Origin of the sequence: Enterobacter sp. E1, assembly GCF_016809815.1 — a bacterium.
In the GTDB taxonomy this organism is placed as follows: domain Bacteria; phylum Pseudomonadota; class Gammaproteobacteria; order Enterobacterales; family Enterobacteriaceae; genus Enterobacter; species Enterobacter adelaidei.
This window is the reverse complement of record NZ_JAFBJM010000006.1, coordinates 212,197-227,732: the sequence shown is the minus strand read 5'-3', so window position 1 is coordinate 227,732 and position 15,536 is coordinate 212,197. Positions and strand designations below refer to the sequence as shown.

The 15,536-nt window shown below is 55.0% G+C and carries 15 protein-coding genes; 2 read left to right on the top strand and 13 right to left on the bottom strand.

What is annotated here, in order from left to right:
* Positions 1 to 130: 130 nt before the first annotated feature.
* Complete coding sequence (locus JGF26_RS16745; protein WP_134708422.1) at positions 131 to 682, top strand: GNAT family N-acetyltransferase; 552 nt, start codon at positions 131 to 133, stop codon at positions 680 to 682.
* Here JGF26_RS16745 and JGF26_RS16740 read toward each other — a convergent pair.
* From JGF26_RS16740 to sad, 9 genes are all read right to left on the bottom strand, one after another.
* Positions 667 to 1,581 carry a bestrophin family protein gene (locus JGF26_RS16740; protein WP_238934275.1) on the bottom strand — a complete coding sequence of 305 codons (915 nt, stop codon included), beginning with the start codon at positions 1,579 to 1,581 and terminating at the stop codon, positions 667 to 669. The two genes, JGF26_RS16745 and JGF26_RS16740, sit on opposite strands and share 16 nt — an antisense overlap.
* A gap of 200 nt (positions 1,582 to 1,781) precedes the next feature.
* Positions 1,782 to 3,233, bottom strand: coding sequence for a tagaturonate reductase (locus JGF26_RS16735; RefSeq protein ID WP_134708421.1), 1,452 nt, complete (start codon positions 3,231 to 3,233; stop codon positions 1,782 to 1,784).
* A 116-nt stretch (positions 3,234 to 3,349) separates the two neighbouring features.
* Complete coding sequence (locus JGF26_RS16730) at positions 3,350 to 3,877, bottom strand: GNAT family N-acetyltransferase (RefSeq protein WP_128347727.1); 528 nt, start codon at positions 3,875 to 3,877, stop codon at positions 3,350 to 3,352.
* Between the two features lie 82 nt (positions 3,878 to 3,959).
* Positions 3,960 to 4,925, bottom strand: coding sequence for a sensor domain-containing diguanylate cyclase (locus JGF26_RS16725; RefSeq protein WP_134708420.1), 966 nt, complete (start codon positions 4,923 to 4,925; stop codon positions 3,960 to 3,962).
* Between the two features lie 119 nt (positions 4,926 to 5,044).
* Positions 5,045 to 6,484 carry a GGDEF domain-containing protein gene (locus tag JGF26_RS16720; protein ID WP_134708419.1) on the bottom strand — a complete coding sequence of 480 codons (1,440 nt, stop codon included), beginning with the start codon at positions 6,482 to 6,484 and terminating at the stop codon, positions 5,045 to 5,047.
* Between the two features lie 112 nt (positions 6,485 to 6,596).
* On the bottom strand, positions 6,597 to 6,953 hold the full coding sequence (locus tag JGF26_RS16715) for a DUF4186 domain-containing protein (RefSeq protein ID WP_049005509.1): 357 nt from the start codon (positions 6,951 to 6,953) through the stop codon (positions 6,597 to 6,599).
* A complete protein-coding gene (gene glsB, locus JGF26_RS16710) occupies positions 6,953 to 7,879 on the bottom strand; it encodes a glutaminase B (RefSeq protein WP_134708418.1) in 927 nt (308 codons plus the stop codon). The genes JGF26_RS16715 and glsB overlap by 1 nt, the downstream gene beginning before the upstream one ends.
* A 62-nt stretch (positions 7,880 to 7,941) precedes the next feature.
* Complete coding sequence (locus JGF26_RS16705) at positions 7,942 to 9,531, bottom strand: methyl-accepting chemotaxis protein (protein ID WP_028017412.1); 1,590 nt, start codon at positions 9,529 to 9,531, stop codon at positions 7,942 to 7,944.
* A 107-nt stretch (positions 9,532 to 9,638) separates the two neighbouring features.
* Positions 9,639 to 11,027, bottom strand: coding sequence for a succinate-semialdehyde dehydrogenase (gene sad / locus JGF26_RS16700; protein ID WP_134708417.1), 1,389 nt, complete (start codon positions 11,025 to 11,027; stop codon positions 9,639 to 9,641).
* 99 nt (positions 11,028 to 11,126) lie between these two features.
* On the opposite strand from sad, the gene JGF26_RS16695 reads away from it, so the two are divergent.
* Entirely contained in the window at positions 11,127 to 12,005 is an 879-nt protein-coding gene (locus JGF26_RS16695; RefSeq protein WP_128347731.1) for a LysR family transcriptional regulator, read from the top strand.
* Here the strand turns inward: JGF26_RS16695 and JGF26_RS16690 are convergent.
* The 4 genes from JGF26_RS16690 to JGF26_RS16675 form a co-directional block, all read right to left on the bottom strand.
* Positions 11,959 to 12,441: a GNAT family N-acetyltransferase gene (locus JGF26_RS16690; RefSeq protein ID WP_063428187.1), complete on the bottom strand. Its 483-nt coding sequence runs from the start codon at positions 12,439 to 12,441 to the stop codon at positions 11,959 to 11,961. The genes JGF26_RS16695 and JGF26_RS16690 overlap by 47 nt on opposite strands.
* A gap of 71 nt (positions 12,442 to 12,512) precedes the next feature.
* On the bottom strand, positions 12,513 to 13,274 hold the full coding sequence (locus tag JGF26_RS16685) for a DeoR/GlpR family DNA-binding transcription regulator (protein ID WP_028017416.1): 762 nt from the start codon (positions 13,272 to 13,274) through the stop codon (positions 12,513 to 12,515).
* 1 nt (position 13,275) lies between these two features.
* On the bottom strand, positions 13,276 to 14,262 hold the full coding sequence (locus tag JGF26_RS16680; RefSeq protein ID WP_028017417.1) for a D-threonate 4-phosphate dehydrogenase: 987 nt from the start codon (positions 14,260 to 14,262) through the stop codon (positions 13,276 to 13,278).
* Positions 14,255 to 15,472: a four-carbon acid sugar kinase family protein gene (locus JGF26_RS16675; protein ID WP_134708416.1), complete on the bottom strand. Its 1,218-nt coding sequence runs from the start codon at positions 15,470 to 15,472 to the stop codon at positions 14,255 to 14,257. The genes JGF26_RS16680 and JGF26_RS16675 overlap by 8 nt, the downstream gene beginning before the upstream one ends.
* Positions 15,473 to 15,536: the final 64 nt, after the last annotated feature.

Genomic DNA, 15,536 nt, shown 5'->3' with positions numbered 1-15,536 from the left:
TGTAACCGTTCGGAATGCAAAGCAAAATTTTGGTAGTAAATTACTTATAACGCAACCAAATAGAATGTGATAGAAGTGAAAATATCAGAACCCAAACAAAAGCATAACGCTTAAATATGGAGATCCGCGGATGACGATACCGACTCTCACGACAGAACGCCTATTGCTAAAACCGTTGGTTGCCGAAGATGCCGTCCAGATACAGAAGCTTTATCCGCGCTGGGAGATCGTCCGCTATATGGTCTCTTCTGTACCCTGGCCCTACCCGGATAACGGCGCGGAAAACTATGTCAATAATGTGGCGCTGCCGGATATGGCAAAAGGAATTGCCTGGTTCTGGAGCATCCGCCGTCGCGACGTTCCCGATGAACTGATGGGCATTATCTGCCTTTACGATGTCGAAGATAATAACCGTGGTTTTTGGCTGGCTCCGGAGTTTCAGGGTCAGGGATTTATGCGTGAGGCCAGTATTGCAGCAACGGATTATTGGTTTAATACACTGAACAAGTCGGTATTGCGTGCGCCAAAAGCCGCTGCAAATAGCCGCTCCCGACGTATTTCGGACAGTAGCGGCATGCGGCTTATCAGGACAGAAAAGAAAGCGTACGTCAGCGGAATACTGGATTCTGAGCTGTGGGAGATCACCCGCGACGAGTGGAACGCCCGTCAGGTCAGCTGGTAATGTTTATCCGGCATCAGCCTGTCAGGAATAGTCTCTTCATCGTTCATCTGCAGCAGATCGCGTTCCATCATGTTGCAGATGGCGTCCAATGGCAGGTCATTATTTTCTGTACCAAACGGGTCTTCCAGTTCTTCCGCCAGTGCATCCAGCGAGATGAAAGTGTAAGAAATCAGCGCAGAGACAAACGGCGTCATGTAATGCAGGTCCACAACCAGCGCGAACGGCAGCATGATGCAAAACAGATACACCGTACGGTGCAGAATTAACGTATACGCAAACGGCACTGGAGTCGTCGCAATACGCTCACACCCAGACAGAACGATGGACATGTCGTTCAGACGGTTATTCAGACTGTGGAAAAGAATGTCTGATAGTTGTCCGTTACGACGTCGAACAGCCAACCACTCTCCCATGATCAGCAAAATACGGTTCGCCGGCGAGTTGGCTTCCATCACTTTTTTTAAATCATCTGCGGCAAGATAGCGAGACAACTGACCGGCGTTCATTTCCCGGCGCAGGGTCATGCGTAAACAGTTGGCGAAGGCAATCTGCAGGCGGACAAATTCACCCAGATACTTATCGTCTGGTAGGGTGTTTTTTACCTCGCGAAACAGAGAGCGGGCCGCTATCATCAGTTGCCCCCAAAGCAGGCGAGCTTCAACGTAGCGCGAATAACAGGCGTTGTTTCTGAAACCTAAAAAGATAGCGATCGCCACGCCGAGAATGCTAAATGGCGCAACCGTAAATTTGATGCCGAGAGAGGTATACCACGGTAGCATCACGATCACGGCGATAGATAACAGGAAGTTAAGTAACAGTCGGGTATAGATTTTAGGCAGTACTGAGCCATGCCAGACAAAAATCATTTGCAGCCAGTGCTGCTTAGGACGAACAATCATAGTGAGTTTCAGAAAAGAAAAGAGCGTGGTTATTAAACGTGATCCCCCACACGGTTGCAAGCATGTTAATGGAACATTGAATTTTTACACCTGTTTAGCTTTAACCGCACGGTGCTGCATCTGAATTTTAAAACAGACATAATAGTATGTTGTAACTAAATGGCGTTGTTATTAAACCCGGCCGAAGCCGGGTAACGTCCTTAGCAAAGCGGTTTTACCGCTGAGCGCATTCCTTTCAACAAAATGGCATCAAGATCCAGTGTCACCTGGTCTACGAGGCCACGAACCTGAGTGAGATCCTGCTCCCAGTGCTCACTTACGCTCAATACCGCCTGCACCAGCTCACGGGTACTGATCTGCTTATCGTGATGCTGCGCCCACAGCTGTTGATAACGTTCGAGCCAGTGTGCATCATCCTGCACCGGATAGCGTTCCCCGTTACGCTCTGCACGATAGAACGCCATCAGTGCCGCTAAGGCAAATGTCAGGCGTGCAGGTAATTTACCTGTCGCTTTCTGCCCTGCCAGCAGCTGCGGCAGTATACGAGTGCGATATTTGGTCATGCCGTTGAGCGCAATAGAGAGCAACTGATGCCTGATGTAAGGATTACGGAACCGACCTGTTACCGCGCTGGCGAAAGATTCCAGTTCATCACGCGGTAGATCCAGAACAGGAATAATTTCCTGATAAATCGCTTTCTCGACGAAGGCGCAAACGTCGCTATCATTCATCGCCTCACCTACCGTATCCAGCCCTGCCTGAAATGCCACCGGCACCAGCGCCGTGTGTGTACCGTTCAGAATCGCGACTTTTCGCTCTTTGTATGGCTTGATGTCATCAACAATCAGCACATTTAGCGGGTATTTATCCAGGCAAAGCTCACGGGCAAGGGATGCCGGTCCCTGTATGACAAATAAATAGAAATGTTCAGCCGTATCCAGGAACCCATCGTGATAACCCAGCTCAGCTTCCAGCGTGGCCACTTCGTCACGCGGATAACCGGTCACAATACGGTCGACCAGCGTCGAACAGAAGCTGTTGGCCTCGTTCAGCCAGCGGATAAAAGCGGCAGGCAGCGCCCACTCTTGCGCATAGCGCAACACCAGTTCACGAAGTGCATCTCCGTTGTAGTCAATCAATTCACAGGGAATGATTATCCAGCCTTTGTCTGGCGCGCCGTTGAAGTGACTGAAACGCTCAAACAGCAGTCGCGTCAGCTTCGCCGGGTAACTCACTGCGGGGGCATCTTCAAATCTGTCACCGGCGTGATAACTTATCCCGGCTTCGGTGGTATTCGAGAAAACAAAGCGCATATCCGGGTTGTGAGCCAGTTTCAGGAACTCATCATACTGGCTATAGACGCTGATCTCCCGGTTAACGGAACGGATAAGACGGGCATCGCTCACCGCCTCACCCTGCGCATTCAGGCCACGAATAATCGTGGTATACAGGCCATCCTGTGTGCTAAGCGACGGCGGGAAGTCACTTTGAATAGGACGAACGATAACCACACCAGCGTTAAGATCGGTATGTTCATTTAACAAATCGAGTTGCCAGTCGACGAACGCACGCAGGAAATTGCCTTCACCAAACTGAATGATACGTTCAGGATATTGCGCACCGGGAAAATCACGACGGTTGAGAGTGTCCACTTTAGGTTCCTTTTATAATTAGTCATACAGCCTGATAAGATTGGTACGATAACTTATCAAAATCTGACGACCAGAAACCCTGTTTTGATCAATCCCGGTGCAGTTGTGCAAAATAATTACAGGAACTTGTAGAACACGGACGTGGCCGTCATGGCACCGTCCGGCATAAGAGCATAGCGTGGGATCTCGCCGACCTTTTGCCAGCCAGCGCGCTGGTAAAACGTCTCGGCGCCGCTGCCTGCGGAAGTATCAAGCACCAGCACGGAAATGCCTCTGGCTCTGGCCTGAACTTCAAGCGCTTCCATTAGCGCCATCGCGGCCCCTTTCCGACGCGCTTTCTCATGAACCAGCAGCTTCGCTACATCGGCGCGATGCGGCTGGTTTTCCGGCTGGTCTGTGATTAACTGCACCGTTCCGATGATGCCGTCCTGCGGGTCGACACAGGCCAGCACGAGGCGCTCATTGCGCCCTACGCTTTCAGCAATACCGCGCCAGAAAGAGCGGCCCTTCTCCAGACTAAAGGGAAGCATAAAGCTGACGGATGCGCCGCCGTTGACACAGTTTTCGAGGATCCCGGCCAGGGCATCAATATGGGTGAGAATGTCTTCGCGGGTGAGGCTTTTGATTTGCAGTGAGGTATTCATTGTTATTCCTTACGTTGAATACGCTCACTGTGCATTTAACATCTTCTTAACGCAAACGGATCGGACATAGGCTTTTGTTATGTCACCGGGCGCGCTGGCGCTGCTGTTTCATGGCATACATCTTTTCATCAGCATCTTTTAACCACTGCTGCAGGTCGTTGCCGTTATGATCGAATTCACTTAGCCCCCATGAGAAGTGAAGCGACCAAGGGTGTAACTTGCGGGCGTTATAGTTTTCTACCTGCTCGACGAGGTACTGCATGGCAATCCAGGCGCCCTGCTCATCCGTATCCGCAAACAGCACGGCGAACTCGTCCCCGCCAAAACGAACCAGCAGATCCGCTTCACGGAAAGAAGCACACATCAGTTGCGCCATGGCTTTCAGCGCCTTATCCCCCTCTTCATGCCCGAAGCGATCGTTAATTTCCTTAAAGCGATCCAAATCCAGCCAGCCGAGCGTCAGCGGCTCGGCCCGGCGCCGGGCAACGGAAAGCGTGAAACGCACGAGTTGATTAAAACCCCGACGGTTGAATAGCCCGGTTAATTCATCCGTGGTCGCCGCGCTGATGGCAGCAAATTCATCTTCCGCCAGTGCGCCAAGGTCTCCCAGGACAGCAAGGTCGGCGTCAGAAAACTCCCGGGGAGCGTAATCAATCAGGCACAGTGAACCAACGCTTGCGCCGTCACGCAGGCGCAGCGGGAAGCCCGCGTAGAAACGAACACCGGGTTCGCCTGCCACCAGCGGATTATCAGCAAAACGATCGTCCTGTAGCATATCTCCCACCACCAGCGGCGCTTCGGTAAGGATCGTATGGCCACAAAATGAGATGTTACGTGGCACACTGCCGGGTGCCTGCCCATCGGCTGATTTAACGATCAGGGCATGTTCATCAATAAGATTGACCATCGCAAGCGGCACCTGGAAGAATCGCTTTGCCAGTCGTGTTAAGCGGTCAAACGATGGGGAACCGTCAATCTCGAGCAAACCAGACTCACGCAGTGAGTTAAGACGTTCCGTTTCATTTTCAGGGATTGCAGGTGCTTTCATAATGTCTCCTGACGTAAAGCGTTACTCAAAGCGTAGCTTAAACAGGGACATTGTCAGTGTTCTAACATCCTGCTAAGTCGCTTACTATTCACGTCAATGCCTTATGACGATTAACGCAGCTATGTTTCACTCCCGGAGGTCGCGGCAATTTGCTCGTCCGACACCCGGGCGCTGGTACGATTTCGACCCGCTTTTTTTGAACGATAGAGATGATCGTCCGCTTCGGCCATCAGTTTGTTGAAGACCTCAGTCAACTGCCATGACTCAGCCTTGCCACTCCCCAGGCCAATACTGACCGTCAGATGGAGCGCTTGCTGACGCCATGTAAAAGGGTGACTGGAAACAGTGGACCGGATACGCTCAGCCAGTTCAAAACCATTCTGTGCGTCGCCAGAATTTACCACCACCGCGAACTCTTCTCCGCCCATTCGCGCCACCATCCCATCTTCACCAACGACCTCCTGAACCTGCTGGGCGAACGACGCGAGCACACGATCACCGCACTCATGGCCGTAGTTATCATTAATGCTTTTGAAGTAATCAATATCCAGCAGCATGACGGTCAGAAAACGTGAATGGCGGTGCGTTTCTTCACGCTTTAACGCCTCATAAAGGCCGGAACGCGAGTAAACCTGCGTTAAAAAGTCGTAATCCGCCCTGAGAGAAACCTGGCGAATCAGGGAATTAATCGCTGCCATGCTGACGGATACCATCACCGGGCAGATTGCCATTGTGGCGATCCCCAGACGGGCTGAAAACATCATCGGCGTCGTAAACGGCGTCGCCACGGCAATATTAATAATCGAGTTGGCGACCAGAATGATTTCAGTCGCGCCCGTGATAAACGTCAGCAGACAGGTCGCAGGCAATGAGTAGCGAACCGCACACCAGATAAGCGCAGGAAGAGGAAATGAGAGACTCCCCGCCCCGCCAATCACCACCGATGCAACCACCGAGACGATCAAGGCAATCACCGGCAAGAGCTGTTCAAGACGTAACCTGAATTCACGCAGGGGCATACGTAACGTGAGCATACAAGGCACAACAAGCACGCCGGTTGAGAATTGTTCGCTAAACCAGTCGGCAAACAGCGGCCAGAAGGTGTGACTATCAATCCCCACTGACCCCACCGCACCGAGCAACGCACAAAGCAGCGCGGCAATCAGGCAGTAGTTAAACAGACGTAACGCGTTGAGCGGGTCTGGGGTTTTCTTCATTAACCGTCTGTCGCGCTGAACCAGCACGGCGACAACAACGATAAAGATCATATTAGACAGATTAATCACCACTGAGGCCATTCCCCAGTTGGTCGTCACTGCGTCGTACGTCAGCATAGCAACATACGACACCGCGTAATAATGCAGGCGATTCAGATAGACATAACGGGCAAAGATCCCCGCCATGACGCCATTCAGCGGCCAAAACAGCGACAAAGCCTCAATCAGCCGTAATTCCGCCCCCACAAAATAGAATAAGGTGGTGAGAATAAAAATCGCCAACGCATTTCGCAGCGGCGTATCGGGTTGGAACAGCCTGAAAGCGGTAAGAGCAGAACGCATTAAATATCATTCCATATGTTGCTTATGGCAATTACTGCGGTCGTCAGCATAGTCGGGACTAACTTAGGATGCATCTATAACACAATTACAACGGGATCATAACTCGTCAAATTTAGGTGTTCATCTGGAGCACCAGCCAGTGGTGGATCACGCTGACGATATAATGCTGTTGCTGCGCCGTAAGCTGAACACCCTGCGGAATGTTATGCCATTTTGCCAGACAACCCCGACAACAGGTGGCCGTAGCATGTTGGGCAATAAACACCGGGTGACCACGCATCGGTGTCTGTTTGCCATCATTTACCGGCAAGGCCGGAGCAAGGCGCTTTTCTACAAAGTCAGCGGCATGCCGATCGATGGTTTCGGCACCTTTGTCCCAGCAGTACTGTCTTTCCTTATCGCCTAAGCGAAAGCGCGAACGAAAAGTCGATCGCGCCAGGCGGGAAAAGAGAGGGTCAAGGTCAGGCATCAGTACACGGAACGCCCAAGACGCTGGGTCAGTTTTTCCAGAACCGCCACACCGGCAAGTGAATTCCCCGTTTCATCCAGCTCCGGGCTCCAGACGGCAATCGCCATTTCATGAGGCACAATTGCCACCACACCGCCGCCAACGCCCGATTTTGCCGGGAGGCCCACGCGCCAGGCAAACTCGCCAGCGTTTTGATACATCCCGCTGGTTGCCATCAGCGCATTAATCTGACGCGCCTGCAGAGGCGAAACCACCGGCTGGTTAAGATGCGGAGCGTGCCCCTGGTGCGCCAGGAACAGGAATGTCTGAGCCAGCTCAACGCAGCTCATTTTCAGGGCGCAGTAATGGAAATAATTTTGCAGAACAGTCGCCACGTCATTATGGAAATTGCCGAAGGATTTCATCAGCCAGGCGATGGCGGCATTGCGGGCGGAGTGTTCAAATTCCGAGCGCGCCACCACCGGATCGTAGGCGATATCGTTTACGCCTGAAAGCTGGCGAACAATCTCAAGCATTCGCTGACGCGGCGCGCTAAGGCGGCTTTGCAACATGTCGCAGACCACCAGAGCCCCGGCATTGATAAAGGGATTTCGCGGTTTACCCTGTTCGATTTCAAGCTGCAGCAGTGAGTTAAAAGGCTGGCCGGAAGGATCTTTACCCACGCGCTGCCAGATCTCGTCACCTTCATACTGGCGCATAGCTGCAACCAGACTCAGCACTTTGGAAATGGACTGAATGGAAAAACGTTCAGTTGCATCGCCTGCCTGGTATCGCTGTCCGTCCAGGGTGCAGATAGCGATGCCAAGTTTATTCCCGCTGACCGAGGCAAGGGCCGGAATGTAGTCGGCAACTTTCCCCTTTCCAATTAACGGACGAACCTGCGCCAGAATCTCGTCCAACATCTCATTATGGATGACCGCAGCCACACTTTGCTCCTTGCCCTCAGGCTAAAACGGGCTGCGAGTATAACAGAGGCTAATGTATTGCGTCAGGCGCTAAGACGAAAACGCGAAACCGCCTGCAATAAAAGATCGGATTGCTTTTGCAGCCGCACTGAGGAATCCGAGGCATCAGAGACCAGTAAATCCGTCTGACGGGAGACCTGATTAAGCGCCTGAAGTTGGCTCGTCATCCGATGAATACTCTCTCCCTGACTGAGCGTGGCGGCTGAGATCTCATTCAGCAAACTACTTAAATTCCCCACCAGACCGGTGACCTGCTGCAAGTTCTCCTCCATCAGGTTAACGGCGCGGGAACCGTCTTCAATGCCCTGCAAAGAGCGATTGATTAGCTCCTGGATAGTCTGCGTCGAATGACTGCTCTTTCTGGCCAGCAGTCCGACTTCCCTGGCGACAACGGCGAACCCCCGCCCCTGGTTCCCGGCATGGGCAGCCTCGATGGCGGCATTCAGCGCCAGGATATTGGTCTGAAACGCCACGCTGTCGATCATTGCCACGATCCCGCGCATTTCTGAGGATCGGTCGACGATCGCCTGCATAGAGGCATTAACGGCAGACATCATCCGATCTCCGCCAACTACCGCCTGGCGCGCTTCATCAGCCCGCGAGCTGGCGAGTCTGGCGTAACCGGTGTTCCCTTCTACATGCGTTTCCAGTGCCGCAATATGCGCCGTCACGTCCTCAAGCTCTTTCGCCTGACGTGCCGACTGCTGATACAGCTTCTGGTTGCCCTGTGCCAGGGCACCAATGTTCTCAACCATAGAGGTGGTCGCATTGCTGACCTCAGACACCAGCTGCTGCAAACCCTGCTGCATGGTGGCAATACTGTCGCTGAGCTGCCCTATTTCCCGGTTGAAACGTATGACACCCGGCGGGATGCCGGAGAGATCTCCGGCAGCCAGTCGGTTGATATGCGCAATCAACCGACGCAACGGTGTAATCACCCATCGGGACATGCCGAACCAGACGGCAATAGCGATGGCGAGTAACAGAACCGGAGCAAACAGGAACAACGTTTGCAGACCGGAAAGCTGCGCCATCAACGTCTGGCGGCCCTGCACAGCCTGCTGCTCGCTGGCTTGCTGGTAGCGCGCGTAATTGTCGTTAAAGTCTGTCTGAAAAGCCTGAGCCGGTACGGCAAAAAACGCGTCGATAGTGTTGGTTTTGACCAGACCTTCCGCCTGCTCTTTGATCGCGCCGTAGAACAGCTGATAGCTGTTCGTCAGGGCTTCATCTTTCGGCGGATTGAGCGCCAGCCAGGCCTTCCATGCCTGCTGAGAAACCGTCAGCGCCTTTTGCGCGTCATCCATCAGGCTATGCCAGCTTCCGTCGGAGCCGGTCTCTTTATCCTGCATAAACCAGACGCCGGACCGGTTAAGCAGATCGCTTGCTGCCAGCAGGGAAACGCGGGCCAGATCCAGCTTACTCTGTTGCTGATACGCCAGCAGATTTTGCTGCTCGTTGCGTTGGGCTTCGTTCAGTGAGGCGTTAAGCAAAAATGAAGAGGAGAGCTGCAGCGCGGAGAAAAGGCCAATAATACAAAAAATACCCGTCAGCAGGCCAAAGTGACGAGGGATAACACGCTGCGCAATACGGCGGAAAATTTGCGTTAGGTTCATGATTTTCTTCATTAACAATGCGTTAGACGCGTGCGAGTCTACGAAATGAAAATGACAGAACCATTGCAAAGAAATGACAACGGCCCTCGTGATGAGGGCCGAATAAATTACACGCGATCCTTCCACACCGTCTGCACGTTGCAGAACTCGTGCAGCCCAAAGTGGGAAAGCTCGCGGCCAAAGCCGCTTTTCTTCACGCCACCGAAGGCCACGCGCGCATCGCTGGCGCTAAAGCCGTTGATAAACACGCCGCCGCACTCCAGCTCGCGCGAGAATTTATCCGCAAGCGCTGCGTCAGCGGTAAAGACGGTTGCTGACAGACCAAAGTCGCTGTCATTGGCAAGCGTCAGAGCGTGCTCCGCGTCTTTCGCAACCGTAATGGCCGCGACCGGACCAAACAGCTCCTGGCGGAAGGCCGTCATCTCAGGCGTCACATTGCCGAGTACGGTCGGGGCATAATAATTGCCCTCACCGCTGATTTTCTCCCCGCCCAGCAGCAACGTTGCCCCTTCAGCCAGTGTGGCCTGCACCTGCTGATGCAGTTCATCGCGCAGGTCAAAACGCGCCATTGGGCCAATATAGTTCTCTTCCCGATCCGGAGCACCCATCTTCAGCGCAGAAACCGCATCGACAAAACGTTGGGTAAAGGTATCCGCAATACCCTCTTCCACAATGAAGCGTTTTGCTGCCGCACACACCTGTCCAGAGTTCTGGTAGCGACCCGCCACCGCCGCCTTCACGGCAAGATCGAGGTCAGCATCGTTGAGAACGATGAATGGGTCAGAGCCCCCCAGTTCAAGAACGCATTTTTTCAGCGCCGCTCCGGCCTGCGCGCCAATCGCCGCACCGGCGCGCACGCTGCCGGTTACGGTAATTGCCGCAATACGACGATCGTTAATCACCTGGCTCACGCCATCATTAGTGGCATTCACCCAACCAAAAACGCCTTCAGGAAACCCTGCGTCTGCAAAAATCTGCGCAATAAGATCGGCTGAACCGAGGACGTTTGGCGCATGCTTAAGCAGATAGCTGTTCCCGGCGAGCAGGATCGGTACCGCACCGCGCAGCACCTGCCAGAGCGGGAAGTTCCACGGCATCACCGCGAGAACCGGTCCCATTGGTCGGTACTCAATCACCGCCTTCTGGTTTTCCACCAGCGTGGGCTCCGCGCGCAGCATCGCCGGGCCATGCTCAGCATACCAGTCGCACAGACCGGCGGATTTTGCCACTTCCGCCCGCGCCTGCAGAATGGGTTTTCCCATTTCCCGGGAGATCGTCTGCGCCATCTCTTCCGCACGGTTGCGCAGCGCTGCGCCGAGATCGCGTAGTTTCTGCGCACGGTGTGAAACGCTTTCGCGTCGCCACTGACGAAAACCCGCGTCAGACAGTGAAATCGCGTGTTCAACCTCCTCCTGGGTTGCCCACGGCCAGGCTGCGAGCGTTTCTCCCGTCGTCGGGTTCACAGAGAGGGCATGTGTTGCAGGTGAATAAGTCATGATGTTCTCCACGTTAAAACGGTTGATTAATTATGGCCCACTCTGCTATTTCTTAAAAATGAATAATACTAACCACCTTATTCACGAATCGAGAATATTATGGATTTAACCCAGCTTGAAATGTTTAACGCCGTCGCACAGACGGGCAGTATCACCCAGGCGGCGCAGAAGGTGCATCGCGTGCCGTCTAACCTGACGACCCGCATCCGCCAGCTGGAAGCTGACCTTGGCGTTGAGTTGTTTATTCGTGAGAACCAGCGTTTGCGTTTATCCCCCGCCGGGCATAACTTCCTGCGCTACAGCAAGCAGATCCTGGCGCTGGTGGATGAAGCGCGCATGGTCGTCGCGGGAGATGAACCCCAGGGGTTATTTGCCCTCGGGGCGCTGGAAAGTACTGCTGCGGTACGCATCCCTGAGACGCTGGCGCAGTTTAACCAGCGCTACCCGCGTATCCAGTTTGCCCTTTCTACCGGGCCATCCGGGACGATGATTGATGGCGTACTGGAGGGAACCTTAAGCGCCGCCTTTGTCGACGGGCCTCTTTCGCACCCGGAACTGGAGGGAATGCCCGTCTACCGCGAAGAAATGATGCTGGTCACCCCCGCCGGACATGCGGAGGTCAAACGTGCCACGCAGGTGAGCGGTAGCGACGTCTACGCTTTTCGCGCGAACTGCTCGTACCGTCGACACCTGGAAAGCTGGTTTCATGCAGACAGAGCCACGCCTGGCCGCATTCATGAGATGGAGTCCTATCACGGCATGCTCGCCTGTGTTATCGCGGGTGCGGGTATTGCGCTGATGCCCCGTTCAATGCTGGAAAGCATGCCGGGGCATCATCAGGTTGAGGCGTGGCCGCTGGCGGAAAACTGGCGCTGGCTGACCACCTGGCTGGTGTGGCGCCGCGGGGCAATGACTCGCCAGCTGGAGGCCTTTATAGCGCAGCTAAACGAACGTCCACAACCAGTGCCTTCTCCATAAACAGGCTGAGGGGATCGTCAACGTACGGCGCAAACGCCGGGCGCATTTCGTACCCGCACTGTTCGTAAAGCCGAACCGCAGCGCGCTGTTTGATGCCCGTCTCCAGCCGTACCGTGTGGCAATGTCGGCTGAGGGCTTCGTCCTCCAGTGCGGCCAGCAGCGTCTCTCCAAGATGTTGGCCCCGATGAGCCGGGTCAATGTAGACCCGCTTCATCTCTCCCGTTCCGTCGCCGTTGAGCACGATGGCCCCGCAGCCGACCGCCTGAAGCTGCTGGTCGCGAATGACCATCAGGATAAGTGAGGCTTCCGGCAACGCAGCCAGGTCGAGCAGATGATTGCTTTCGGCGGGATAGAGTTCGCTCTGGTAGCGGTCGAGCGCCGCGATCAGGGTGAGAATGTCCGGATGACGTGCAGATGCAGAGGAAATGGAATACATGGCAGGCTCCTTGCTATTTTGTTTTTAACATAGCGCAGGCCTGCCGGGGTGCTTCATAGTATTAACTTATGTCATGACGCCAGCGTCAGCGGGATATCCAGCGCCCGAAGCTGCGCCTGCGTCGTTTCATCCAGCCTGCCGTCGGTGACGATATCCGTGAGGGTATTAAGATGCGCTACGTTAAACAGCGACCAGGCACCGTACTTGGAGCTGTCCGCCAGCAGCACGCGACGTTTTGCATTGGCAAGTAAATCACGCTTCAGCGCGGCCTTCTCTTCCGTTGGCGACGTGATGCCGCGGGTGATATCCCAACCGTTGCAGCTGACAAAAGCCACGTCCGGCCACACGTTTTGCAGCAGGCGACGCCCGTGTTCACCAATGCAGGACTGGCTCGAATCATCGATACGCCCGCCGATAATCGTCACTTCAATCTGGCGGAACTCCGAGAGAAATAGCGCGATGTGCAGGTCGCTGGTGATTACGCGAAGCGGCAGATGCGTCAGCTGACGCGCAAGTTCAATCATCGTGGTACCGGCATCAAGCACAATGGCGTCACCTGCCTTAACAAAGCTCGCGGCCGCGCTGGCGATGGCGTGTTTTTCCGCCAGGCTGCGCTGCATTTTTTCATGCGTCGTGGGCTGGGAAGGAATAAACCGGTTGAGGGTGACCCCGCCATGGGTACGGCTGATCACCCCTTCCTGATCGAGCTTGATCAAATCCCGGCGAATCGTCGCCGGCGAGGCATCGGTAATCGCCACCAGCTGATCCACCGTCACCAGATTGTGCCCTTTCAGGTAATCCATTATCTGCTCTAACCGGTTATATCCCTTCATATCATTCCCGTGTGATTTGCATAGCCAACTGAATAGACACCGTCATGCTCTCAGACTTGGCTTTACCGGTCCATGCAATATCGAACGCGGTTCCGTGGTCTGCAGAGGTACGGATAAACGGCAAGCCGGCGGTGATATTTACCCCGTCGTAAAAGCCGAGCAATTTTAGCGGAATATGCCCCTGATCGTGATACATCGCAACGACCATGTCATACATTCCTTCGTGGCATTGCATAAATACCGTATCCGGCGGACACGGTCCGGTGACGTTTAACCCCTGCGCTTTCATCGCCGCAACGGCCGGGCCGACAATCTTGATCTCTTCATCACCAAACAGGCCGTTCTCCCCCGCATGCGGGTTAACGCCGGCAACCGCGATGCGGGGATGCTCGAACCCGACGCGCTTCAGGAAGCTATCCGCAATGCCAATCACGGTTTTTACCCGATCCTGATTGAGCGTATCAAGGAATTTGCGCAGCGCAATGTGGGTGGTGATGTGAATCACCTTCAGCTTATCGGTATACAGCACCATGGCGTAATTTTTGCTGTTGGTCAGGTGCGCCAGCAGTTCGGTATGCCCCGGATAAAGGTGACCGGCAAGGTGCAGTGCCTCTTTGTTCAGGGGCGCCGTTGCAATCGCTTTCACCTCGCCCGCCATCGCCAGCTCGGTGGCGCGCTTCACGCAGCGATACGCCAGGTCCCCTGCCGCAGCCTGCACAACGCCCGGCTGCAGCGCATCGGGTTCTGCAAGCGGTTCGTCAAGCACGTTGATCACGCCGGGAGCAAACCGCGCGTCGCTCACCGCGTCGATGATCCGCATATCCGCCTGCCCGGCGATCCCTTTCTCCAGCACCCGCTGCAGCGTTCTGGCACAGCCCACCACCACCACGGGCGCCCCTGACAGCTCGCCCCCGATGAGGGATTTAATAATGATTTCCGGGCCAATGCCGGCCGGGTCACCCATGGTTACAGCGATGATTTTAGTCACTCAGTCTCTCCTCGATAAAATGCAAAACCTCAAGCAGCGTCTCTTCCTTTCCGAAGCCCCCTGCTTTGGTCATTACCGGCCGCTGCCAGCTACAGCCCACAAATTGTCCGACCGGTACGCATCGTGCGATGCACCCGGTGATTTCAAACCCGCGGGCATCCAGTGCCCTGGCGACGGCCATCGCCACATCGCCACCGGAGACGTACAGCGCGTCCGGCTCGTGCACCGCAAGCACCTGTCGGGTCAGCTCGCCTAAAAACGTACAGATTTTTTCGCCCAGACCCGCTCGGGTGACGTGATGTTGCTGGCAGAGCTGCTCCACCTGATGACGAGCCGCGTGGCCCGCGCTGGTATGCACGATGCAGTGATGGCCAGCCTGGAGCACCTGCGCAATCTGTGTGAGATACCCGTCCGCGTCGCCGCGCAGCGCGTCATTCACATCGATGAGTACCGACGAGACGCCCCTCTTACATTTAGCCCGCGTAATTTGTCGTTGAGCGATCTCACTCATCGAGCCCACCACGGCCAGCAGCTGTTTGCGTCGGGCCGTGGCCAGATGGCGGGCCAGCGCATCGCACAGCCCGGCCGAGCCCACCAGCAGCGGGGTCTGCGCGCAGCCCTGCGCGGCGGCGATAATGGCGTCCAGCTCCTCGTCGGTTTGCGCATCAACGATCAACCACTCCGTTCCCTGCGCCAGTTCGGCTGTCAGCGTCTTCACGGTCACGTTTTTAACGCTCACGCCGCTAAACAGGTCAGCAATGGCGGCAGACGGAACGGGCGTTTTGGGATCGCTGGCAAATTCGGTTTCATTCACCGGAATGCCGTTCATCAGACACCTGCCGTGCCGCGTGATCCGCCCTGCCGCGGGGTATGCCGGGGCAACAATCACCTGGCGCTTGCCGCTTAATGTCTTCAGGGCCTGTGACTCGGCCCCCGTGTTGCCGCGCAGCGTCGAATCCATTTTTTTGATGAGCCAGCGGGCATCCGCGATATCCGCCCCGAGTTCGGCCACCTTTTCGGCCGCCTCCCATGCCGACAGCGCCCTGGAATCGGTATTGACGATCAGCGCATCGGTCGTCTGGGTAAAAGGCGTATGAAACGCCACGCTGACTTTTTTGCCGCACAGCGCCAGGCTTACGCCGGCGTCGTTAGCGCCGGTAAAGTCATCTGCGACCACCACGACCTCTCTGTACAGATTGTTCACTTTCATCCCACTCCGGGTTCGCCTTTCCTGTTAATGATTATATTCAATCATGATTGATTATATGTGAGCA